The organism is Arthrobacter ulcerisalmonis, assembly GCF_900609065.1.
Classification (GTDB): Bacteria; Actinomycetota; Actinomycetes; order Actinomycetales; family Micrococcaceae; genus Arthrobacter; species Arthrobacter ulcerisalmonis.
The window spans coordinates 57480-80039 of record NZ_UXAU01000038.1; the positions used below are offsets into that span (position 1 = coordinate 57480).

The 22560-nt window shown below is 65.8% G+C and carries 20 protein-coding genes; 16 read left to right on the forward strand and 4 right to left on the reverse strand.

Translation table 11 applies throughout. From position 1 onward, the window contains the following. Positions 1-117 precede the first annotated feature (117 nt). Positions 118-681 carry an elongation factor P gene (gene efp / locus PSET11_RS13205; protein ID WP_124092786.1) on the forward strand — a complete coding sequence of 188 codons (564 nt, stop codon included), beginning with the start codon at positions 118-120 and terminating at the stop codon, positions 679-681. Further along, a complete protein-coding gene (gene nusB, locus PSET11_RS13210; protein ID WP_124092787.1) occupies positions 681-1091 on the forward strand; it encodes a transcription antitermination factor NusB in 411 nt (136 codons plus the stop codon). Before efp ends, nusB begins: the two co-directional genes overlap by 1 nt. A gap of 79 nt (positions 1092-1170) precedes the next feature. On the opposite strand, the gene PSET11_RS13215 is transcribed toward nusB, so the two are convergent. Further along, positions 1171-2409, reverse strand: coding sequence for a PrsW family intramembrane metalloprotease (locus tag PSET11_RS13215; protein WP_124092788.1), 1239 nt, complete (start codon positions 2407-2409; stop codon positions 1171-1173). 174 nt (positions 2410-2583) lie between these two features. Here PSET11_RS13215 and pyrR point away from each other — a divergent pair, with 174 nt between their 5' ends. From pyrR to PSET11_RS13280, 13 genes are all read left to right on the forward strand, one after another. Next, a complete protein-coding gene (gene pyrR / locus PSET11_RS13220; protein ID WP_124092789.1) occupies positions 2584-3171 on the forward strand; it encodes a bifunctional pyr operon transcriptional regulator/uracil phosphoribosyltransferase PyrR in 588 nt (195 codons plus the stop codon). Then, positions 3168-4193 (forward strand): aspartate carbamoyltransferase catalytic subunit, encoded by a 1026-nt coding sequence (locus PSET11_RS13225; protein ID WP_124092790.1) that lies wholly within the window; start codon positions 3168-3170, stop codon positions 4191-4193. Before pyrR ends, PSET11_RS13225 begins: the two co-directional genes overlap by 4 nt. Then, entirely contained in the window at positions 4193-5524 is a 1332-nt protein-coding gene (locus PSET11_RS13230; RefSeq protein WP_124092791.1) for a dihydroorotase, read from the forward strand. The genes PSET11_RS13225 and PSET11_RS13230 overlap by 1 nt, the downstream gene beginning before the upstream one ends. Continuing rightward, positions 5524-6033: a PH-like domain-containing protein gene (locus tag PSET11_RS13235; RefSeq protein ID WP_124092792.1), complete on the forward strand. Its 510-nt coding sequence runs from the start codon at positions 5524-5526 to the stop codon at positions 6031-6033. Before PSET11_RS13230 ends, PSET11_RS13235 begins: the two co-directional genes overlap by 1 nt. 6 nt (positions 6034-6039) lie before the next feature. Continuing rightward, positions 6040-7275: a glutamine-hydrolyzing carbamoyl-phosphate synthase small subunit gene (carA, locus tag PSET11_RS13240; RefSeq protein WP_238989154.1), complete on the forward strand. Its 1236-nt coding sequence runs from the start codon at positions 6040-6042 to the stop codon at positions 7273-7275. Continuing rightward, entirely contained in the window at positions 7275-10589 is a 3315-nt protein-coding gene (carB, locus tag PSET11_RS13245) for a carbamoyl-phosphate synthase large subunit (RefSeq protein ID WP_124092794.1), read from the forward strand. The genes carA and carB overlap by 1 nt, the downstream gene beginning before the upstream one ends. Beyond that, positions 10582-11436 carry an orotidine-5'-phosphate decarboxylase gene (pyrF, locus tag PSET11_RS13250; RefSeq protein WP_124092795.1) on the forward strand — a complete coding sequence of 285 codons (855 nt, stop codon included), beginning with the start codon at positions 10582-10584 and terminating at the stop codon, positions 11434-11436. Before carB ends, pyrF begins: the two co-directional genes overlap by 8 nt. 114 nt (positions 11437-11550) lie before the next feature. Beyond that, the gene (gene mihF / locus PSET11_RS13255) at positions 11551-11868 is read left to right on the forward strand and encodes an integration host factor, actinobacterial type (RefSeq protein ID WP_124092796.1); all 318 of its coding nucleotides are present in this window, start codon (positions 11551-11553) and stop codon (positions 11866-11868) included. A gap of 40 nt (positions 11869-11908) precedes the next feature. Continuing rightward, positions 11909-12481, forward strand: coding sequence for a guanylate kinase (gene gmk / locus PSET11_RS13260; RefSeq protein ID WP_124092797.1), 573 nt, complete (start codon positions 11909-11911; stop codon positions 12479-12481). Positions 12482-12521: 40 nt separating this feature from the next. After that, positions 12522-12782, forward strand: a complete 261-nt coding sequence (rpoZ, locus tag PSET11_RS13265) for a DNA-directed RNA polymerase subunit omega (RefSeq protein WP_003800778.1) — start codon at positions 12522-12524, stop codon at positions 12780-12782. Positions 12783-12820: 38 nt separating this feature from the next. After that, positions 12821-14095: a bifunctional phosphopantothenoylcysteine decarboxylase/phosphopantothenate--cysteine ligase CoaBC gene (gene coaBC, locus PSET11_RS13270; protein WP_124092798.1), complete on the forward strand. Its 1275-nt coding sequence runs from the start codon at positions 12821-12823 to the stop codon at positions 14093-14095. Positions 14096-14172: 77 nt separating this feature from the next. Then, a complete protein-coding gene (metK, locus tag PSET11_RS13275) occupies positions 14173-15408 on the forward strand; it encodes a methionine adenosyltransferase (protein WP_124092799.1) in 1236 nt (411 codons plus the stop codon). 114 nt (positions 15409-15522) lie between these two features. Further along, entirely contained in the window at positions 15523-17625 is a 2103-nt protein-coding gene (locus PSET11_RS13280) for a primosomal protein N' (protein ID WP_124092800.1), read from the forward strand. Here the strand turns inward: PSET11_RS13280 and PSET11_RS13285 are convergent. Genes PSET11_RS13285 through PSET11_RS13295 form a run of 3 tightly spaced genes read right to left on the reverse strand, consistent with a single transcriptional unit; the run spans position 17622 to position 20587 of the window. Continuing rightward, positions 17622-18707, reverse strand: coding sequence for a glycosyltransferase family 4 protein (locus PSET11_RS13285; RefSeq protein WP_124092801.1), 1086 nt, complete (start codon positions 18705-18707; stop codon positions 17622-17624). The two genes, PSET11_RS13280 and PSET11_RS13285, sit on opposite strands and share 4 nt — an antisense overlap. Then, a complete protein-coding gene (locus PSET11_RS13290; RefSeq protein WP_124092802.1) occupies positions 18704-19603 on the reverse strand; it encodes an alpha/beta fold hydrolase in 900 nt (299 codons plus the stop codon). Before PSET11_RS13290 ends, PSET11_RS13285 begins: the two co-directional genes overlap by 4 nt. A 9-nt stretch (positions 19604-19612) precedes the next feature. Next, positions 19613-20587 carry a sugar-binding transcriptional regulator gene (locus PSET11_RS13295; protein ID WP_124093024.1) on the reverse strand — a complete coding sequence of 325 codons (975 nt, stop codon included), beginning with the start codon at positions 20585-20587 and terminating at the stop codon, positions 19613-19615. A gap of 123 nt (positions 20588-20710) precedes the next feature. On the opposite strand from PSET11_RS13295, the gene PSET11_RS13300 reads away from it, so the two are divergent. Continuing rightward, positions 20711-22525: a glycerol-3-phosphate dehydrogenase/oxidase gene (locus PSET11_RS13300; RefSeq protein WP_124092803.1), complete on the forward strand. Its 1815-nt coding sequence runs from the start codon at positions 20711-20713 to the stop codon at positions 22523-22525. Positions 22526-22560: the final 35 nt, after the last annotated feature.

The following is a 22560-nucleotide window of genomic DNA, read 5'->3' on the forward strand; positions in this document are numbered from 1 at the left end:
TAAATGCCGGTAGAATGATTCTTGGATTTTTGAAAAACACGCGCTGGCGAGCTTTTTGGCGTGCCCGCCCGGCATGCAGCGTCGAAGCACGCACCGATATGGAAACCTGAGGATACAGTGGCAACCACTAACGACATCAAGAACGGAACGGTCCTGAAGCTTGAGGGCCAGCTCTGGAACATCATTGAATTCCAGCACGTCAAGCCCGGCAAGGGTGGCGCTTTCGTCCGCACCAAGATGCGCAACGTGTTGTCCGGCAAGGTTGTTGACAAGACCTTCAACGCTGGCCTCAAGATCGAAACCGCAACGGTTGATCGGCGCGATTACCAGTACCTGTACCAAGACGGCGCAGACTTCGTCTTCATGGACACCTCTGACTTTGACCAGATCACTGTCTCCGGCGACACCGTGGGCGATGCCACCAACTTCATGCTCGAGAACCAGATGGTCAACATTGCGATGCACGAGGGCAGCGCACTGTACATCGAGCTGCCCGCAAGTGTTGTCCTCGAGATCACCTACACGGAGCCGGGCTTGCAGGGCGACCGTTCCTCCGCTGGTACCAAGCCGGCAACCCTGGAAACCGGCTACGAGATCCAGGTTCCGCTGTTCGTCGAGAACAACACCAAGGTCAAGGTGGACACCCGCGACGGCAGCTACCTGGGCCGGGTCTCTGAGTAGTGAGCGCACGCGGTAAAGCCCGGAACCGGGCACTGGATGTACTTTTCGAGGCTGAGCAGCGCTCGGTCTCGGCCTTTGACGTACTCCGCGCCCGGCGGGAAAAGACTGACCAGATCATCAACCCGTACACCGTAGAGCTCGTCGAGGGTGTGGTCTCGCAGCAGGCCACCATCGACGAATTCCTGGAAACCTACTCCCAAGGCTGGACCCTGGAACGGATGCCCTCCGTTGACCGGATCATCCTCCGCGTAGGTACGTGGGAGCTGCTCTACAACGACGACGTCCCTGACGGGGTAGCTGTCAGCGAGGCAGTAGCGCTGGCCAAGGTACTCTCCACGGACGAGTCACCCCAGTTCATCAACGGACTCCTGGGTCGGCTCCAGCAGCTCAAGCCGTCCCTGCTGGCCTGACCCCAGCACTGGTGAAGCCCGCTGGCGAAGGCCCTGCTCGATTTCGAGTGGGGCCTTTTCTGCGGTCGAGTGGAGCCGCTTAGCCTGCCAGCGCCGCCCGCATGGCCAGTACCCGTTGCAGCTGGATCCGCTCTTCGCCTTGGTGGTCCTGCACCTGGCGGCCAGCGAGGATGCGTTGGCGGATGTTTGCCAGCCGGGTGGCGGCCCGGATGAAGTCCCGCATCTGCTGCTTGCGGCCGTAGGTTCCAGCCCACGCCAGGGCCCGCTGCCGGCCGGAGCGGGTTGCGAGGAGTTCAACTTCAGCGGGCGTAAACCAGCCTGCAGCGGCATATTCGCCGAGCCGTTGCCGGGTGAGGCGTTTCTCTGCCACCCGGAGCAGCACGATTCCCAGCACGGCCAGGACGAACAGTGGCACCTGGACCGTGACGTACTCGGCGAAGAAACCCTGGCCCATGCTGTTCCACCGGTTGTGCAGGAACATCGCGGGGAGCAGGCCCAGCACGAACGCCAGCACAATACCGCCGGTGGAGGCCCGCCGCGCCGCGAGACCCATGATCAGGCCCGTGGTGCCGGTGAACAAGGCGTGGGCGAAGGGCGACATCACCCCGCGGAGGAAGAACACCTGTGCCAGGTCCACCCCAGGATCCGGGGATTCCGCCAAGGCACGGCCAAAGTAGAGGATGTTCTCGGTAAACGCGAAGCCGCCGGCGATCGTGAAGGCGAAGACCACACCATCCACGGGACCATCGATGTGGCGCCGTGCCAACAGCATGATCGCCAGCAGGCCAAGCGACTTGGCGAACTCTTCCACGATCGGTGCCTGGACTGTTGCCAGGTACGTCCGGAGTTCGGCCGGGTCTGCGGACGGGGACGTCAGGACGAACAGCGGTTGGATCAGTAGCGTGACGGCAATGGACACCGCGGCACCCCACGTGAACGCGAACACCAGCAGCCGCCGTGGTTCTGGCTCCCACCTGTCGATAGCCCAGACGGCCAGCAGCACTACGGACAGCGGAATGAGCGAGGCCAGGAAGCCGATGACGAACCCAGCGGGCCCAATATTCGAAAACAAAAACGGCAGCACAATGAAGAGGCTCAGGAACGCCAATGCCCCGCCTCCCACGCTGAGCAATACGATGCTGCCAGACATCCGGCGGACTGCCGAGGCGGGCTGCGGAACCTGTGCCAGCACCGGTGCCAGCGGATTGCCTTGGTGCCCCGGTGCCGGCCGGAAGTGCTGTTCCTGGACGTGCCCCAGCCAGGTGGGGTTGGCGGTGCCGGGAATTGGCCCGGTGGGTTGGTGTGGAGGCATCGACATGATCGAAGCCTAGTGTCCTGGATGGGGCGGCGAGGACGGCGGATGCGAACCCCCAGTGTGACGAGCAACGCGTGCACCCGGCGGGGCAGTCAGCATCGCCCTATGGTAATTTTGAACTGCACATCATCCTTTTTTAATTCCGTCCAGAGAGGCGGGGAAAGGGGAGACGAAGACTTGACTTCCGTCACCAGCGCACCGGTTCCTGCCAGGGTTGTCCTCAGTTCGGCAGACATTGACCGGGCACTCACCCGTATTGCCCACGAGATCCTTGAAGCCAACAAGGGCTCCCAGGACCTGGTCCTGCTCGGCATCCCGCGCCGCGGCTACCCGCTGGCCCTCCGGCTTGCGGCCAAAATCGCCGACGCCGATCCCACCGTTGACGCAGCCACCATTGTTGGCCAGTTGGACGTCACCATGTTCCGCGACGATTTGTCCCGGCAAGGCACGCGGCCACCGTTCCCCACCAAGCTGCCCCGCACCGGGATCGACAACAAGGTGGTGGTCCTCATCGATGACGTCCTCTACTCTGGCCGCACCATCAGGGCCGCCCTGGACGCTCTTGTCGACCTCGGCCGGCCGCGCATTGTCCGGCTCGCCGTGCTGATTGACAGGGGCCACCGGGAACTGCCCATCCGCGCAGACCATGTTGGCAAGAACCTGCCCACGTCCTCCGCCGAAAAGGTCCGGGTGCGGCTCGAAGAGACGGATTCCACGCCCGACGGCGGCCCGGTCAACGAAGTAGTGATCGAGGCCGGCGCATGAAACACCTACTCTCCACCCAGGACCTCAGCCTCGGTGACGCCATTTCGATCCTCGACACCGCCGAAGAAATGGCAGCCGTGGGGGAGCGTGAGGTCAAGAAACTCCCCGCACTACGCGGCCGCACGGTGGTCAACCTCTTCTTCGAAGACTCCACCCGCACCCGAATCTCCTTCGAGGCCGCCGCTAAGCGGCTATCGGCAGACGTGATCAACTTCGCGGCCAAGGGCTCCTCAGTCTCCAAGGGCGAATCCCTCAAGGACACCGCCCAGACGCTGTCCGCCATGGGAGCGGACGCCGTCGTCATCCGGCACTGGGCCTCAGGAGCGCCGCACCGGCTGGCCTCGACGGACTGGATCGACGCCGCAGTCATCAACGCCGGTGACGGCACCCACGAACACCCCACGCAGGCCCTGCTGGACGCCTTCACCATGCGCCGGCACTGGACCCAGCTGGCCGGCATCGAATCGCAGGGTGCCGACCTCACCGGCATGCGCGTCGCGATTGCTGGCGATGTCCTGCACTCCCGGGTGGCGCGTTCCAACGTGTGGTTGCTCCGCACATTGGGCGCGGACGTCACCCTCGTGGCGCCGCCCACCCTGCTGCCCATCGGCGTCGAGCAGTGGCCCTGCAAGGTCAGCTACGACCTCGACGAGACCATCGCAACCGGCGTGGACGCCGTCATGATGCTCCGGGTGCAGGGCGAGCGGATGAACGATTCGTTCTTCCCCAGCACCCGCGAATACTCCCGGCGTTGGGGCTTCGATGACAGCCGGCTCCGTTCGTTGGACACCCTCGGCATGAAGGACACCATCATCATGCACCCCGGCCCCATGAACAGGGGCCTGGAAATCAGCGCCGCGGCCGCAGATTCACCGCGCTCCACCGTCTTGGCCCAGGTCCGCAACGGCGTGTCCGTGCGGATGGCCGCCCTCTACCTGCTGCTCTCCGGGGACACCCGGGAACCAGCCGCCACCCCGGGCGCAGGCGTTGCCGCCGCCCCTTCCACCAAGGAGAGCATCTGATGGCAGGCACCACCGAAACGTACTTGATCCGAGGCGCAGCCGTCCTCGGCGGTGAAGCAACCGACCTGCTCATCCGAGACGGCATCATTGCAGCGCTGGGGGAGAACCTCGACGCCGATGACGCCGCGGTCATTGACGCCGCCGGCCTGGTGGCCCTTCCCGGCATGGTGGACATCCACACCCACCTCCGCGAACCGGGCCGCGAAGACGCGGAGACGGTCGAAACCGGCACCCGCGCCGCAGCCAAGGGCGGCTACACGGCAGTGCACGCCATGGCCAACAGCAACCCGGTCGCTGACACAGCCGGCGTGGTGGAGCAGGTCCACAGCCTCGGCAAAGCTGCCGGCTGGGTTGATGTCCGGCCCGTGGGCGCCGTCACCGTGGGCATTGCCGGCAAGCAGCTCGCCGAGTTGGGCGCCATGGCCGATTCCCGGGCCCGCGTCCGGGTCTTCTCCGACGACGGCAATTGCGTGTCCGACCCGGTGCTGATGCGCCGGGCGTTGGAATACGTCAAGGCGTTCGACGGCGTGGTGGCCCAGCACGCGCAGGAGCCCCGCCTCACCGAGGGCGCACAAATGAACGAGGGCGAGGTTTCCGCGGTGCTCGGCCTGGCCGGCTGGCCTGCTGTGGCAGAGGAAAGCATCATTGCCCGCGACGTCCTCCTGGCCCAGCACGTGGGTTCCCGGTTGCACGTCTGCCACGTTTCTACCTCCGGCTCGGTGGAGATCATCCGCTGGGCCAAGGAACGCGGCATCAACGTCACGGCAGAAGTCACCCCCCACCACCTGCTGCTCACCGACGAACTGGTCCGCAGCTACGACCCCGTCTTCAAGGTGAACCCGCCGCTGCGCACCAACGCCGACGTCCACGCCCTCCGCGCCGGCCTCGCCGACGGCACCATCGATGTGATCGGCACCGACCACGCCCCGCACCCCAGCGAGCACAAGGAATGCGAATGGGCACAGGCTGCCATGGGCATGACCGGCCTGGAAACCGCACTGTCGGTGGTGCAGGAAACCATGATCGAGACCGGCCTGATGACGTGGGCTGACTTCGCCAGGGTGACCTCCACGGTGCCGGCGCAGATTGGCCGCGTGGCAGACCAGGGCCGGCCACTGGCAGTGGGCGAACCCGCCAACGTCGTGCTGGTGGACCCCGCCGCGCGCTGGACAGTGGACCCGTCAGCCATGGCCACCATGGGCCGGAATTCACCCTTCAAGGGCCTCGAGCTGCCCGGCAAGGTGGTGGCAACGTTCTTCCACGGCCACCCCACCGTCCTCAACGGGGAGCTGAATACGCCCAACCCCGGCGTGCCGGCGGTGGCCCACTGATGGACCGCATTCTCCCGGGCCTGCTGATGTTGGCGATCATCGTCGTTGTGTTCGCCTTGATCTGGCTGGGCTGGCGGAACCGCCTGCGCCGCCAGGCCGACGTCGAAACCCTCCCCCCGGTGCCCACGGAACCGGGGGAGCCCCTCGCCGCAGCGGAGGGCCAGTACGTCGCCACCACCACCGGCGGCGATTGGCTGGACCGGATTGCGGTGCAGGGCCTGGGGATCAGGACCAACGCCACCCTGAGCCTCTACCCCCACGGTGTCCTGTTCGCCCGCGACGGCGCGCCGGACCTGTACATCCCGGCCGCTGCGCTGGTGGGCGTCCGGCAGGACAGTGGAATGGCGGGTAAATTCGTCGAGAAAGACGGCTTGCTGGTCCTGTCCTGGATGCTCGGCACCCGGGAGCTCGACACCGGGTTCCGCACCCGGCACGCAGCCGACAAGGACACGCTCCACCTGGCGCTGCAGGACTTGATCGCAGCAGCCGACACCACCAGCGGAAAGTAGGACCCCATGACCTCCCTCCGCTCAACCACAGACCCAGCAGTGAAAGCGAATACAGTGACAGCAACCAGCCAGGCAGTTCTCGTCCTCGAAGATGGCCGCATCTTCCGCGGCACCAGCTACGGAGCCACCGGCACGGCGCTGGGCGAGGCCGTCTTCGCCACCGGGATGACCGGTTACCAGGAAACCATCACAGACCCGTCCTACGCCCGCCAGCTGGTGGTGCAGACGGCACCACACATCGGCAACACCGGCGTGAACAGCGAGGATGCCGAGTCCCGGCGCATCTGGGTAGCCGGCTACATTGTCCGCGACGCCGCCCGCCGGCCGTCCAACTGGCGCTCGGAGCGCTCCCTCGATGAGGAGCTCGTGGACCAGGGCATCGTGGGCATCCAGGGCGTGGACACCCGAGCTATCACTCGGCACCTGCGCGAGCACAAGACCATGCGCGCCGGGATCTTCTCCGGAGCCGCAGCGGAGCGCACTGACGCCGACCTGGTGGCAGCAGTCCTCGCCAGCTCGCCCATGGAGGGCGCCCGGCTGGCCGAGGAAGTCAGCGTCAAGGACGCCTATGTGGTGGACCCGGCCGATCACGGTTGGGACGGCGAGCCCCGCTTCAGCATCGCCGCGATCGACCTCGGCATCAAGGCCATGACGCCCATCCGGTTCGCCGAACGTGGCGTGCGGGTGCACGTCCTGCCGGCCACGGCCACCCTGGCGGACGTCAAAGCGGTGAACCCCGATGGTTTCTTCATGTCCAACGGTCCTGGCGACCCAGCCACCGCAGATGCGCAGGTCAGCCTGCTCCGTTCGGTCCTGGACGAGAAGCTGCCCTACTTCGGCATCTGCTTCGGCAACCAGATCCTGGGCCGTGCGCTCGGCTTTGGCACCTACAAGCTGCGCTACGGCCACCGGGGCATCAACCAGCCCGTCCTGGACCGCCGCACCGGCAAGGTGGAGATCACCTCGCAAAACCACGGCTTCGCCGTTGACGCTCCGCTCGACGGCGCCACCCAGGCCCCCGAGGAGCGCTACGGCCGCGTCGAGGTCAGCCACATCAGCCTCAACGACGACGTCGTCGAGGGCCTCGCCTGCCTCGACATTCCCGCCTTCTCGGTGCAATACCACCCCGAAGCGGCCTCGGGCCCGCACGACGCCGCCTACCTCTTCGACCGTTTCATCGACCTGATGGCGGAGACGAAGACAGCGAACACCAAGAACATCAACACTGAGGACACGAAGTAATGCCAAAGAGAACTGACCTCAAGAGCGTCCTGGTCATCGGCTCCGGCCCCATCGTGATCGGCCAGGCCGCGGAATTCGACTACTCGGGTACCCAGGCGCTGCGCGTCCTCAAGGAAGAAGGCCTCCGGGTCATCCTGGTGAACTCGAACCCGGCCACCATCATGACGGACCCCGAGTTCGCCGATGCCACCTACATCGAGCCCATCACCCCCGAGGTGGTGGAGAAGATCATCGCGAAGGAACGCCCGGACGCGATCCTGCCTACCCTCGGCGGCCAGACAGCCCTCAACACCGCAATTGCCCTGGACAAGAACGGCGTGCTGGCGAAGTACAACGTGGAGCTGATCGGTGCCAACATCGCGGCGATCGAGTTGGGTGAGGACCGGGAGAAGTTCAAGGGCGTGGTGGAGCGGTGCGGCGCCGAGTCTGCCCGCAGCCACATCATCCACACCATTGACGAGGCCATCGCCGCTGCTGAGGACCTCGGCTACCCCATGGTGGTCCGCCCCTCCTTCACCATGGGCGGCCTGGGCTCCGGCCTGGCGTATGACGAGAATGACCTGCGCCGCATTGTGGGCCAGGGCCTGCAGTACAGCCCCACCACCGAAGTCCTGCTCGAGGAAAGCATCCTGGGCTGGAAAGAGTACGAACTTGAGATGATGCGGGACAAGAACGACAACGTCGTTGTGGTCTGCTCCATCGAAAACTTCGATCCGGTAGGCGTGCACACCGGCGACTCCATCACGGTGGCGCCAGCATTGACCCTGACGGACCGCGAATACCAGCGCCTCCGCGACATCTCCATTGCGGTCATCCGCGAAGTGGGCGTCGACACCGGTGGCTGCAACATCCAGTTCGCCGTGGAACCCGACACGGGACGCGTCGTCGTGATTGAAATGAACCCGCGCGTGTCCCGGTCCTCGGCGCTGGCGTCCAAGGCCACGGGTTTTGCGATCGCCAAGATCGCCACCAAGCTTTCGCTGGGCTACACCCTGGACGAGATCCCCAACGACATCACGCAGAAGACCCCCGCGTCCTTTGAGCCCACCCTCGACTACGTTGTAGTCAAGGTGCCCCGGTTCGCGTTCGAGAAGTTCCCCGCCGCTGACAACACGCTGACCACTACCATGAAGTCGGTGGGCGAGGCGATGGCCATGGGCCGGAACTTCACCGAGGCCCTGCAGAAGGCGCTGCGCTCCCTGGAGCAGAAGGGCTCGCAGCTGGACTTCAGCTCCGTCCCCGAATACCAGGTTGCGGAACTGATCGAGAAGGCCAAGCGGCCCACCACCGACCGCCTGCACCAGGTCCAGCGTGCCCTCCTGGGCGGCGCCACCGTGGAACAACTGTTTGAAGCCACCAAGATCGACCCGTGGTACCTCGACCAGCTGCAGCTCCTCAACGAGATCTCCCACGAAATCCGTAAGGCGCCGGCACTGACCCAGGACATGCTGGCGCGCGCCAAGCGGCACGGCTTCTCCGATGAGCAGATCGGTGCCCTCACGCACAACTCGGAGGCAGTGGTCCGTGGCGTCCGGCAGGCCCTGGGCATCCGCCCGGTCTACAAGACGGTGGACACCTGCGCCGCCGAGTTTGCCGCGTACACCCCGTACCACTACTCCTCCTACGACCAGGAAGACGAGGTGGCGCTGCACGCGAAGCCGTCCATCTTGATCCTGGGCTCCGGCCCTAACCGGATCGGCCAGGGCATCGAGTTCGACTACTCCTGCGTGCACGCCTCCATGGCACTGCGCAAGGCCGGCTACGAGACCGTCATGGTCAACTGCAACCCGGAAACCGTCTCCACCGACTACGACGTCTCCACGCGGTTGTACTTCGAACCGCTGACCCTTGAGGACGTGCTGGAAGTCATTGCCGCCGAGGAGCGCACCGGTGGCGTCATGGGCGTCTTCGTGCAGCTCGGCGGGCAGACCCCGCTGAAGTTGGCACAGCAGTTGGCCGACGCCGGCGTGCCCATCCTGGGTACCTCGCCCGAGGCGATCGACCTGGCCGAACACCGCGGCATGTTCTCCCGGGTGCTGGAGAAGGCTGGCCTGGTGGCACCGAAGAACGGCACTGCCGTCTCCTTCGAGGACGCCAAGAAGATTGCCGACGAAATCGGCTACCCCGTCCTCGTCCGGCCGTCCTACGTGCTGGGTGGCCGCGGCATGGAAATCGTCTACGACGAGCCCAACCTGTCCCGCTACATCGCCAACGCCACGGAAATCACCCCCGACCACCCGGTGCTGATTGACCGGTTCCTGGAGGACGCCGTCGAAATCGACGTGGACGCCCTCTTCGACGGTGAGGACATGTACCTGGGCGGTATCATGGAGCACATCGAGGAAGCCGGCATCCACTCCGGTGACTCCGCCTGCGTCCTGCCGCCCATCACCCTGGCCGGCAACGTGATTGAGCGGGTCCGGACCGCAACCCGGGCCATCGCCGAGGGCGTGGGTGTCCGCGGCCTCATCAACATCCAGTTTGCGCTGGCCTCCGACGTGCTTTACGTGTTGGAAGCAAACCCGCGGGCCTCCCGTACCGTGCCGTTCGTCTCCAAGGCCACCGGCGTGCAGATGGCCAAAGCGGCTGCCCTGATCGGCACCGGCGTCACCATCAGTCAGCTCCGGAGCGCCTACAAGATGCTTCCGGAAACCGGCGACGGCTCCACCCTGCCCTTGGACGCACCTGTCTCGGTCAAGGAAGCCGTGCTGCCGTTCAGCCGCTTCCGCACCCCTGAAGGCAAGGTCGTCGACTCCCTCCTCGGCCCCGAAATGCGCTCCACCGGCGAGGTCATGGGCATCGACAAGCACTTCGACACCGCCTTCGCCAAGAGCCAGGCCGCGGCCAACAACGCGTTGCCCACCGAGGGCAAAGTTTTCGTCTCGGTGGCCAACCGGGACAAGCGGTCCGTCATCATGGGCGTCAAGCGACTCTCGGACCTCGGCTTCGAAATCGTCTCCACCGGCGGCACCGCCGATGTGCTCCGTCGGAACGGGATCTCCGCAACCAACGTCCGCAAGGTAGCCGAGGGCAGCGGCGCGGACGGCGAGGGCACCATCGCGGACCTGGTCATTGCCGGCCAGATCGACATGGTCTTCAACACCCCCTCCGGTGGCGAAGCCCGCAGTGACGGCTACGAAATCCGCGCAGCAGCAACCTCGATCGGCATCCCCTGCATCACCACGGTGGCCGAGTTCAACGCCGCCGTGCAGGCCATCGAGGCGATGCGCACCTACGAATGGTCGGTGAACAGCCTGCAGGAGCACGCTGCGGCACTGGCCAAATCGCAGGAAGCGGCCCGCAACAATGCCTGAGCAGGATAGCGCCGGCCGGGAGCCGTTCGGTTCCCGGCTGGCCGCCGCCATGGCCAGCCGGGGCCCGCTGTGCGTCGGGATCGATCCGCACCCAAGCCTGCTGGCTGCGTGGGGATTGAACGACGACGCCGAGGGGTTGCGGGTGTTTTCCCGCACCGTCCTTGACGCGGTGGGGTCCCTCGCTGCCGCGATCAAGCCGCAGGTGGCCCTCTACGAACGGCACGGTTCCGCCGGGATGGCTGTTCTGGAGGAGCTCGTGGCGGCGTCCCGCGAGGCTGGCGTGCTGACCATTGCCGACGCCAAACGCGGCGATATTGGCTCCACCATGGCCGCCTATGCCGATGCCTGGCTCCGTGAGGGCTCGCCCTTGGCGGCTGACGCAGTGACCCTCAGCCCGTACCTTGGCTTCGAGTCGCTCCGGCCGGCGCTGGACCTGGCAGCAGCAACGGGCCGTGGCGTGTTCGTCCTGGCGTTGACCTCCAACCCGGAAGGCGCATCGGTGCAGCACGTGGGTGGGGCTGACTCCGTGGCCCGTCGCATCGTGACGGCGGCGGCCGCCGAGAACGTACGGTACGCGCCCGGGATGGGGTCGGTGGGCCTCGTGGTGGGCGCCACCGTTGGATCGGCACTGAGGACCCTGGACCTGGACCTGGCGGCCGTTCGCGGTCCCATCCTGGCTCCCGGACTGGGTGCGCAGGGCGCGACTCCCGCGGACCTGCGGGCCACCTTCGGTTCAGCGTATCCGCAGGTCCTTGGCACTTCGAGCCGGGATATCCTTGCCGCCGGGCCGGATCCGGCCCAGCTTCACGCTGCTGCCACCAGGACCTTGGCGGGGCTGCGCGGGTAACAGGACGTCGATTAGCCGAATCCATTGCTTAGCGCCCCACCAGGGGGTAGTTTCAGGACAGGTTCAACGGCGGCCGCCGTCGACAATTTCTGCCGAATCCGGGGGTGTCCTTACATGGTCCTACGACCGCTGTCCGCGACGGAACGCGCCGATGCACTCACCAAGGCGGCAGCCGCCAGGGTCACCCGGGCTGCCGCCAAGGAAAGCTTGAAGAACGGCAAGCGGTCCGCCGCGGACATCATCGCCGCCGCAGGGGAGGATGACGCCCTCGCCAGGATGCGGGTGGCCGAACTGCTGGAGGCCTTGCCGGGTATCGGCAAGGTCCGGGCAGCAGCCATTATGGACCAATTGAACATCGCTGCGTCGCGCCGGGTGCGGGGGCTCGGCGTCCATCAGCGCCAGGCGCTGGTAAATTTTATAGACGAGAGTTAGCGGCCAGCAGCGCCGCCCCCACCCCTGGCAAAAGGAATACGTGAGCAAGAACCCTGGACTGACAGTCCTCGCTGGTCCGACGGCTGTTGGCAAAGGCACCGTGTCCACCTACATTCGAGACAACTACCCGGAAGTCTGGTTGTCCGTCTCTGCCACCACCAGGGCGCCCCGGCCCGGCGAAGTGGACGGCACCCACTACTTCTTCAAGTCCCGGGAAGAGTTCGAACGCCTCATCGGGGAAGGCGAGTTCCTGGAATGGGCAGTAGTCCATGGCCAGAACACGTACGGCACCCTGAAGAGCACCGTGAACCAGGCCATCGCCGAGGGCAAGTCTGTCCTGTTGGAGATTGACCTGCAGGGCGCGCGGCAGGTTAAGGCAGCACTTCCGGAGGCCAATTTCATCTTCCTGGCACCGCCCAGCTGGGATGAACTGGTCCGCCGACTGGTGGGTCGCGGCACCGAATCGGCCGAAGAACAGCAGCGCCGGCTAGAAACCGGTAAAGTAGAGCTTGCTGCTGAACCGGAGTTTGACCATACCGTCATCAATGATGACGTCCGCCGGGCAGCGGACGAGCTTGTTTCACTCATGGGTCTGACTCCGCATCCACACTGATCGCAGGAATCTTTCAGCCCGCTAGTAATTTGGAGAATTCGTGTCTACGAACCTTGAAGGCATCATCAACCCGCCGATCGATTCGCTGCTTGAGGCAGCCGATTCCAAGTACGGCCTGGTGATCTTCGGTGCCAAGCGTGCTCGCCAGATCAACGCCTACTACGCCCAGCTGCACGAGGGCCTCTTCGAGTACGTTGGCCCGCTGGTCGACACCAAGCTGAACGAGAAGTCGCTTTCGATCGCCTTGCGCGAAATCAACGAAGGCAAGCTCGTTTCGACCCCCATCGAAGCTGCCGAGTAATTTCCGCGCGAAGCTGAGTACTAGTTGACGGAGCGTACGTGCGCATAGTCCTCGGAGTCGGGGGAGGGATCGCCGCCTACAAGGTGGCATCCCTCCTCCGACTTTTTACTGAAGCCGGACACAACGTGACGGTCATTCCCACGGAGGCCTCCACCCGTTTCGTGGGAACGGCCACCTGGGAGGCGCTCTCCGGCAACCCGGTCAGCAACAGCGTTTTCGACGGCGTCCATCAGGTCAACCACGTGCGCCTGGGCCATGAGGCGGATTTGATCGTCGTGGCACCGGCCACCGCCGATCTTCTGGCCAAGGCCGCTGCCGGCCAGGCTGGCGACCTTCTCACCAACACCTTGCTGATGGCCTCCGGGCCGGTCCTCTACGCCCCGGCCATGCATACCGAAATGTGGCAGCACGCGGCGACCCAGGCTAACGTGGCCACCCTGCGAAGTCGTGGTGTCACGGTGCTGGACCCCGCCGTCGGACGCCTTACGGGCGCCGATTCCGGGCCCGGCCGCCTGCCCGAGCCAGACGCCATCTTTGCCGCGGCCCTGGCGTTGCTGCAGCCCACCGACCTGCCACAGCCCATCGAACCGCCACAGCCCACCGACCTGCCACTCGCCGGGCGCACCGTCACCATCAGCGCCGGAGGTACCCGGGAACCGCTGGACCCGGTCCGCTTCCTGGGCAACCGCTCCTCCGGCAAGCAAGGCGTGGCCTTGGCCATCGCTGCCAAGGAAGCCGGCGCCACCGTGCGGTTGCTGGCTGCCCACATGGACGTCCCGCCGCCCGCTGGCGTCGAGGTGGTCCCGGTGGAAACTGCGCTGGAGCTTCGCGCTGCCGCACTCGCCGCAGCAGCGGATTCTGGTGTCATCATCATGGCGGCTGCCGTGGCGGACTTCAGGCCCGCTGAGGTTTCCGGGACCAAGATCAAGAAGCGCGACGACACCGCCGACCCCACCATCTCCCTGGTCCGTAACCCAGACATCCTGCAGGAACTCGTGCAACTCCGCGATGCCAGCCCGGAAGGATCGGCCCGTCACGACCAGCTCATCGTGGGCTTCGCGGCCGAAACGGGGGATGGGCAGGGCGACATCCTGGCCTACGCGGAAGCGAAGCTGCGGCGCAAGGGGTGCGACCTGTTGGTGCTGAACCAGGTGGGAACCGACAAGGTGTTCGGCCAGGAAACCAACGCTGTGGTCATCCTCGCCCGTGATGGCTCCGAACCACAGGAGACCGCTGGCACCAAGAAGGACGTCGCGGCCGCCCTGATCAGCCGCATCGGCTGTGAACTGACCAACGAAGCACCACGCCGCTGACGTGTTCCACGCCACACCCGCTTAGCACGGGGACATGTCCCGCGGGGCGCACTGAATCCAACCAGTAAGGTAGTTGAGTGACTTTACCGCTGCACCTTCCCCAGTCCTCCCGGGCCACGCCCGCCGCCCTCCGGCTCTTCACCTCAGAGTCCGTGACGGAAGGCCACCCGGATAAGATCTGTGACCAGATCAGCGACTCGATCCTGGACGCACTGCTCGCCAAGGACCCGGAATCGCGGGTGGCGGTGGAGACCATGGCCACCACCGGGCTGGTGCACGTGGCCGGCGAGGTCACCACCGACGCCTACGTGGAAATCCCGCAGATTGTCCGCGAGACCATCTTGGGCATCGGCTACGACTCCTCGGCCAACGGGTTCGACGGCGCCCGGTGCGGAGTGTCCGTCTCGATCGGCCAGCAGTCCAACGACATCGCCGGCGGCGTTTTCAACTCCCTGGAAGCCCGCGAAGGCCGCCACGAGGACGACTACGACTTGCAGGGCGCTGGTGACCAGGGCCTGATGTTTGGTTACGCGAGCGACGAAACCCCGTCCTTCATGCCCACGCCCATCTGGTTGGCGCATCGGCTCTCCGAACGGCTCACCAAGGTCCGCAAGTCCGGCGAACTCGCGTACCTGCGCCCGGACGGCAAGACCCAGGTGACCATCGGGTACGACGGCGACGTCCCCGTCTCCGTGGAAACGGTGGTCATTTCCAGCCAGCATGCTGAAGGTACCAGCCTTGCCCAGTTGCGCGCCGATTTGGCGTCGATGGTGATCGAGCCGGTCCTCGCCGCAGCCGACCTGGACATCTCCCGTGCAGCAAACATCCTGAACCCGGCCGGTGAATTCGTCATTGGCGGTCCGGTGGGTGACGCCGGCCTCACCGGCCGGAAGATCATCGTTGACACTTACGGCGGGATGGCCCGGCACGGCGGCGGCGCTTTCTCCGGCAAGGATCCGTCAAAGGTTGACCGTTCCGCCGCCTACGCCATGCGCTGGGTCGCCAAGAACGTGGTTGCTGCAGGATTGGCCAAACGGGCCGAAATCCAGATTGCCTACGCCATTGGCCAAGCACGGCCTGTGGGTACCTATGTTGAAACTTTCGGCACGGAAACGGTTGATCCGGCCCAGATCAGCGCAGCCATCGTGGAAATTTTTGACCTGCGCCCCCGCGCCATCATCGACGCCCTGGACCTGAAACGACCCATCTACGCCAAAACCGCCGCGCACGGCCACTTCGGCCGGGACGATCCCGACTTCACCTGGGAGCGACTTGACCGCGTTGACCAGCTGAAAGCGTTCTTCAACGCCTAGGAAACACGTCAGCGGATCAGGCAGGAACGGATCCATGACGAACAGGGCACCGGCAGCAATGTCGGTGCCTTGTGTTTTGCTGGGAACCACCAAGGATCGAGCGGAGGGAGCTGAATGAGCACTGACCAGCCAGCCCAGCCCTCCTTGCTGCAAGGATTTCCGGACACCCGGATCCCCAAGGGCGTCGTCCTCGCCGAGCGCTTGCCGGTGGCGCGAATCCTCGTGGAGTCCTCGCTGCCACACCTGGACCGGCCCTTCGACTACGCCGTCCCCGCCGCCCTGGACCAGGACGCCCAGCCGGGGGTGCGCGTCAAGATCAGCTTCAACGGCCAAGACCTCAGCGGTTGGCTCCTGGAACGCGTTGCAGAGTCCGACGCCGGCCACACCTTGGTCCCGCTGGCAAAAGTGGTGTCCCCGGTGCCAGCCCTCACCCCGGCCGTCAGGGACCTGGTCACCGCCGTTGCGGCTCGCTATGCAGGCACCATCAGCGATGTGCTCCGGGTGGCCATTCCACCCCGGGTAGCCAAGCTGGAACGGGACTACCTGGCTGGCATCGGCGCGGGGACGGACGAGCCACCCGCGGAGGTGCAGACTGGCGCCGAACCGCTGACCCCTCAGCCTTCTGCTTGGGCTGATTACCACAATGGTCCTGCCTTTCTGCGACACCTGAGTGCTGGCGGCTCGCCGCGGGCTGCCCTGAACCCGCTGCAGGGATTCGGTCCGTCCGGCTGGCCGCAGCTGCTGGCCGAAGCTGTTGCTGCCAACCATCTGGCTGGCAGGGGAGCGATCGTCATTGTCCCGGATAACCGCGACCTCGATCGGCTCGAGTCCGCCGTTGCTGCCCTGCTGCCGAGCCACGTTGTTGCCCGACTGACCGCGGAAGACGGCCCCACCCCTCGATACCGGAATTTCCTGCGACTCCTTGCCGGCACCGCCACGGTGGCCATCGGCACACGGTCGGCCGCGTACGCGCCGGTCCACAATCTCGGCTTGGTTGCGTGCTGGGACGACGGCGATGACCTTCACATCGAGCAGCGTGCGCCCTATGCCCACGCTCGCGAAGTCCTGCTCTTGCGGGCCGAGCAGGAGGGAACTGCCTGCCTGCTGGCCGGGCACTCCCGCAGCACCGAGGTCCAGCGACTGGTGGCCGCCGGCTGGGCGCAGCCGGTGGACTCACCCCGGACGGTGCTTCGGCGGACAGTGCCCCGGGTCCTGAACACCGCCGACAGCTTCGAACAGGAGCGGGATCGGTTGGCTGCCATCGCCCGCCTGCCCGGCGCGGCTTGGCGGGCCGCGAAGGAGGGCCTGGAGCGCGGGCCCGTCCTGGTGCAGGTGGCCCGGGCCGGGTATGCGCCGTCCCTGGCCTGCGAGACCTGCCGGGAACCTGCCCGCTGCCAGACCTGCCAGGGGCCGTTGGCCTTGGCCGGCGCCGACTCTCCGATGCCGCAGTGCCGCTGGTGTTCAACCCCAGCGCCGGACTGGCGTTGCAGCCATTGCGGCGGTCCCCGGCTGCGCAAGGGTGCCACTGGAGTGCTGCGCACCGCCGAGGAGTTGGGGCGCGCCTTCCCGGGAAAGCCGGTGGTGACCTCTGCCGGAGACCACGTGAAGGCAACGGTAGGCGACGCCCAGGCCTTGGTGGTGGCGACCGTGGGTGCAGAACCGGTGGCAGCGGGCGGTTACGCGGCGGCCCTGCTGCTCGACGGCGATGCGCTGCTTCGCCGCGAGTCCCTCCGCGCCGGTGAAGATACAGTCCGACGCTGGTTCAACGCCGCGGCACTGGTGCGGCCAGCTGCCGACGGCGGCCTGGTGGTGATCACCGCAGGGGATACCACCGCAGTGGGCGCGCTCCTCCGGTGGGACCCGGCTGGCTATGCCGCCCGGGAACTGGCATTGCGGGCGGAGCTGGAACTCCCACCATCGGTGCGGATCGCGTCCGTCACGGGGCCGCGCGCCGCCGTCGACCATTACATCGGTGCCGTGACCGCCAACCTTGCGTCAGCCGGAATCACCTTGCGGACGGCAGGTCCGGCGCCCGTGCTCCTCACCGGGCAACCGACCGCCCGCCGGGCCGAGGAAGACGTCCGGACCCTCCTGTTTTTTCCGTACGCGCAGGCTGCCCCCGTGGTGCGGATCCTGCGCGCCAACAGGGCAGCGGCCGCCGCCAAACGCACCGTGGAGCCGGTGCAGCTGCGGCTCGACGGCGTGGACGTCCTCTAGCGCTGCCCGCGTTTCCTGCGGGCCACGATCTCTTCGGCCACCACCAGCAGTTGCCGGGCAGATTCATCCCAACTGAACATGCCGGCTCGGGCCACAGACCGGCGCGAGACGTCCTGCCAGTGTTCCCCATCAGCCAGCGCGAGCACCGCCGCAGCAAAATCTGAGGCGGACGCCGGGTCCACGTAGGCGGCAGTGTCGCCACCCACCTCACGGAAGATGGGGATGTCACTGGCGATGACGGGGGTGCCCACCGCCATGGCCTCCACCAGGGGAAGGCCGTAGCCTTCGGCGCGGGAGAGGCTCACCAGGGCTGTCGCCCGGCGAAGGAGGGCGTCATACTCCTCATCGCTGACACCGTTGTGGAACACGATGTCTGCACCCGGCGGAGCCAGGATCTCCAGCTCGGCTTTGCGCTGTGGCGTGATCCTGCTCAGCAGGTGCAGCGTGAAACCAGGCAGGGTGGCCATCCCCGCCACCATGGTCTCAACGTTTTTGTAGGGCATGAAGGAGCCCATGTAGACGATGCTGCGGTCGGCGCCAGTGGTGGCGTCGCGGGGGACCTGATCGGGCTGCGGGGCGTTGCTGATGATCCGGACCGGGCGCTTGGTGAGGCGGTACTTGGCCATCAGCGCCTCGGTGGTGCTGCTGATGGTCGCCACCGTATCGGCCCGGTTCAGCAAGACCCGCTGCGGCCAGAACGCCTTGTGGTAGAGCCGCCACAGGAGCCGGACGGGTGCCGGCAGGAAGCCGGGCGGCGCCGGGTGCTCGTAGTAGATGAGGTCGTGCAGGGTGAGGACCAGGCCGTAGTTACGCCACCATGTGCCCATGGTCTGCATGGGGCAGACCACCACGTCGGCGCCCAGCCCATTGACCCGGCGGGCCACAAACAGCTCCAACGGCGAGAGCGGGCTGTTGATGAGGGTGTACGGCACGTCCGGCAACAGCGCCAGCTGGCGGCGATCGGAAATCAGCATTTCGACGTCGGCAACCTTGGCCGTGGCGGCAATCAGGCTGGCACCGTATCGGCTGATTCCGTCGTGGTGGTCGGTGCGGGTGAATCGGGCATCGATGACTATCTTCACGCGGGGTGGTCCTTCAGGAAGCTGCGGATGAATCGTGCTGCGGGTTCTGGCGTTTCGTAGTGGATCAGATGCCCGACGTCGGGGATCACGTCCAGGTGCCCGTCCGGGAGGCGCGCCACGAGGCGGTGCTGGTCCGGGAGGGCGGCAATCTCGTCTTTTTCGCCCGCGATCAACAAAACCGGAAGGTTCAGCTGGTGAGCCACCTCTGTGACGTTGCCGCTCACCGAGGCGGTGAAGGATTCCAGCAGGCTGTCGCGGTCTGCGAAGGCACTGAAGTAGGAATGGTGCTGGCCGTGGATGTACGTCCGAAGCTCAGGGTTTTTTGTCTTGGCCATGGTCTCGCTCATGACTCGGACAATCAGCGAGTTCCGGAGCAGGCCCAGGCCCAGGCGGCGGGGGAGCTTGGCCGCCAATCGGTAGTAGAGCACGGCCAGTTTGGTCATGATCCCCTTGGGTCCCTCCAGGGCCGGCGCCGCGATGGGGTTGATCAGGATCAGTGGCGACACCGCCGCCGGGTGGGTGGCCACGAAATGGGCGGCAACGATGGAACCAAATGAGTGGCCCAGCAACACCGTGTCGGGACCAAGGTCAAGGGCTGCCATGAATTCGGCAATGAACTCGCCATAGTGGGCTACCGAGTGCCCGCCGCTGCCAAATGCGGTGGACGCGCCAAAACCCGGGAGATCCGGCATGATCACCCGCATCTCCGGCAGGAGATCGGCAACCCGGAGGAGGCCGTGATGGTCGCCGCGGAAACCGTGGATGACCAGGATGGTCCTGGTCTCGGCAGTGGCGTCCACCGGTTCGTAGCACCAGTACGCCACCGTTGAATCGGTGAGCCGGACCGTTCCCGCCGTGGTGCGGTGGGGCAGGCTGGAGCTCAGGAATGTTGGCATGCTTCGACTCTACCCATTGGCGCCCGTGAGTCCGTCGAACGCCACCAACCGCCGGGCTGTTGCTTCATCCACGATCAGGTCGGTGGCCAGCCGCGCGGCCAGAGCTCCTCGCAGGCCGTTGATCTTGGAGACCCCTGACACCACACAGATCCGGCGGCGCACCTGGCGCAGTTGGAAGAGGGAGGGCCCAGTGGACCGTTCGTTGAGGACGATGCCGTGCGAGGAGCCGTCGGCGCGGAAGAACACTGTTGCCACGTCGCCCACCACGTCGGAGGTGGCAAGCACGGCGAGGTCGGATTCGTCCAGGTAGCCGCCTGCGTAAACGTGGCTGGGGTAATCGGCATCCACCGAGCCCACCCCAAAAATGGCAATGCTCATCTTGGCCTGCAACTCCAACACCCTTTGCACGCTCCGTTCATTCCACATGGCTGTTTTGGTGCCTGCATGGTCGAAGAACGCCGGCACCGGGAACTGCTCCACCCGGGCACCGTAGGCACTGCCAAACCGGCGCATGATGTCACTGGCGTAGGTGATGCCCGTAGTGTGCATATTGCCCGCGCCGTTCAATTGCACGATCACGCTGTCATGGGTGATCTTCCTGGTCAGGTGCCTGCTCACGGCGCTGAGGGTGGAACCCCAGGCCACCCCGATGATGGCGTTCGAGTCCACCAGCGGCCCGATGGTGCGGGCGGCCTGCATGGCCACCCGGTCCAGGGTCTCAGCCTCGTTGAGCGTGTCCAGGACAGGCACAACATGGACGTCAACGTTGTATTGGCGGCGAATTGCGCCCTCGAGCTCCGGTCCGGTGTCCATCGGATTGCGGATCTGGATCTGCACCAGACCCGTATCCCGGGCGGCCGAGAGCAGCCGTGAGACCGTGGATCGTGACGTGCGGAGCTCGCGCGCAATCGCGTCCATGGTCAAATCCTGCAGGTAATACATCTGTGCGGCCCTGAGGGCGTCAGAATGCCGGGACGGCGCCACTGCTGCTCCATTCTGCACGTTTGTGCATTGTGCTTGACTCCATTTTCCATTATTCCAAAGAATGGTTGTGAACAGCGGCTCACCACGCGGTAGCCGCACCGTACCAAGCCTAAGGGAGTCGTTTTGGGACCGAAGGATTCACCCGTCACACCATCAGCTGCTGCAACGGGGCCGCGCGCTGAACGAACGTCCGTGCAGAGCCTGCGGCGCAGGCCGCACGCAAAGGTGCTGGTGGTTGGCGGCGGCATCAACGGGGTGGGTACCTTCCGGGACTTGGCGCTCCAGGGTGTCGACGTGGCACTGGTGGAACGCGGCGACTACTGCCAGGGCGCCAGCGGCGCGTCCTCGCACATGATCCACGGCGGCATCCGCTACCTCGAAAACGGCGAGTTCCGGCTGGTCCGCGAGTCCGTCGTCGAACGTAACCGCCTGCTGCGCATCGCACCGCACTACGTGAAGCCGCTGCAGACCACCATCCCCATCTTCAGTACCTTCTCCGGCATCCTGTCCGCGCCGGTCCGCTTCCTCACGCACAAGCAAGGCAAGCCCCAGGAGCGAGGCGCGTTCCTGATCAAACTGGGCCTGAGCCTTTACGACTCCTTCTCCCGCGATGGTGGCAGCGTGCCGCGCCACCAGTTCCGCACCGGCCAGCGCGCCCTCGCCGAACTGCCGAAGCTGCGCCCGGACGTGAAGTTCACAGCCACCTACTTCGATGCCTCCGTCCACAACCCCGAGCGGCTCACCCTCGACGTCCTGCAGGACGGCGAAAAGGCAGGCCAGACAGGCGCCGCTGCCGGCCAGGGCGATACCGCCCGCGCCAGCAACTATGTGTCCCTGCAGGCGGTGACCAACCAGCCCAACGCCGGAACGGGCACCGGCAGCACCGTGCGGCTGCGGGATGAACTGACCGGCGAGGACTTTGATTTCACCGCCGATGTCATCGTCAACACCACCGGCGCCTGGGTGGACCTGACCAACACGGCCATGGGTGCCGCTTCCACGTTCATGGGCGGAACGAAGGGCTCCCACATTGTCCTGGACCACCCCGAACTGTTGGCTGCGTGCAACGGCCGCGAAATCTTCTTCGAACACACCGATGGCAGGATCGTCCTGATCTACCCCATGGGTGACCGGGTCCTGGTGGGAACTACTGACGTTGATGCGGACATGGGCCAAGACGCCGTCTGCACTGACGAGGAAATTGCCTACTTCTTCGAACTCATCGGCCACGTTTTTCCGAGCATTCCTGTTTCGGCCGACCAGATCGTCTACACCTTCTCCGGGGTCCGGCCCTTGCCGAAGCACGATGCCACCCAGCCTGGCTTCGTCTCCCGTGACTACCGGATCGAACGCCGCAGCCCGTCGGCCGAGAATGCCAAGGGCGCTCCCGTGCTGAGCCTTGTGGGCGGCAAATGGACCACCTTCCGTGCCCTCGCCGAACACCTCACCAACGATGTGCTGGCCGAACTGGGACTGCAGCGGAAAGTCTCCACCGCGCAGTTGGCTATCGGTGGCGGCGCCAACTTCCCGGCAGACGACGCAGCGGTCCAGGCCTGGATCAAAGCCCACATGGCCCCAGGACGCGACGCTGACCGGACGGCCGTGCTGCTGACCCGGTACGGTACCCGGGCAGAAGACGTCATCGCCTACCTCGACGCCGGCCAGGACAAGCCCCTGCAGTCCACCCACGAACTGAGCGTCCGCGAACTGGAGTTCATGGCCGCCAACGAACAGGTGGGCCATGTGGTGGATGTTTTGATCCGCCGCACCTCCCTGGCCTTCCGCGGCCTGGTGACGGGGGAGTTGCTGGCAGAGCTGGCAGAGATCCTGGCAGGGCCGCTGAAGTGGGACGCGGCAACGCGTGCCGCAGAGGTCAAGCACGCCCGGGAAGTCCTCTGGCGCTTCCACCGGGTAGAAACTCACAGCCTGGTCGCCTAGGCCTCGCTGCTGCCGGGGTGGCACACCGCCCCGGC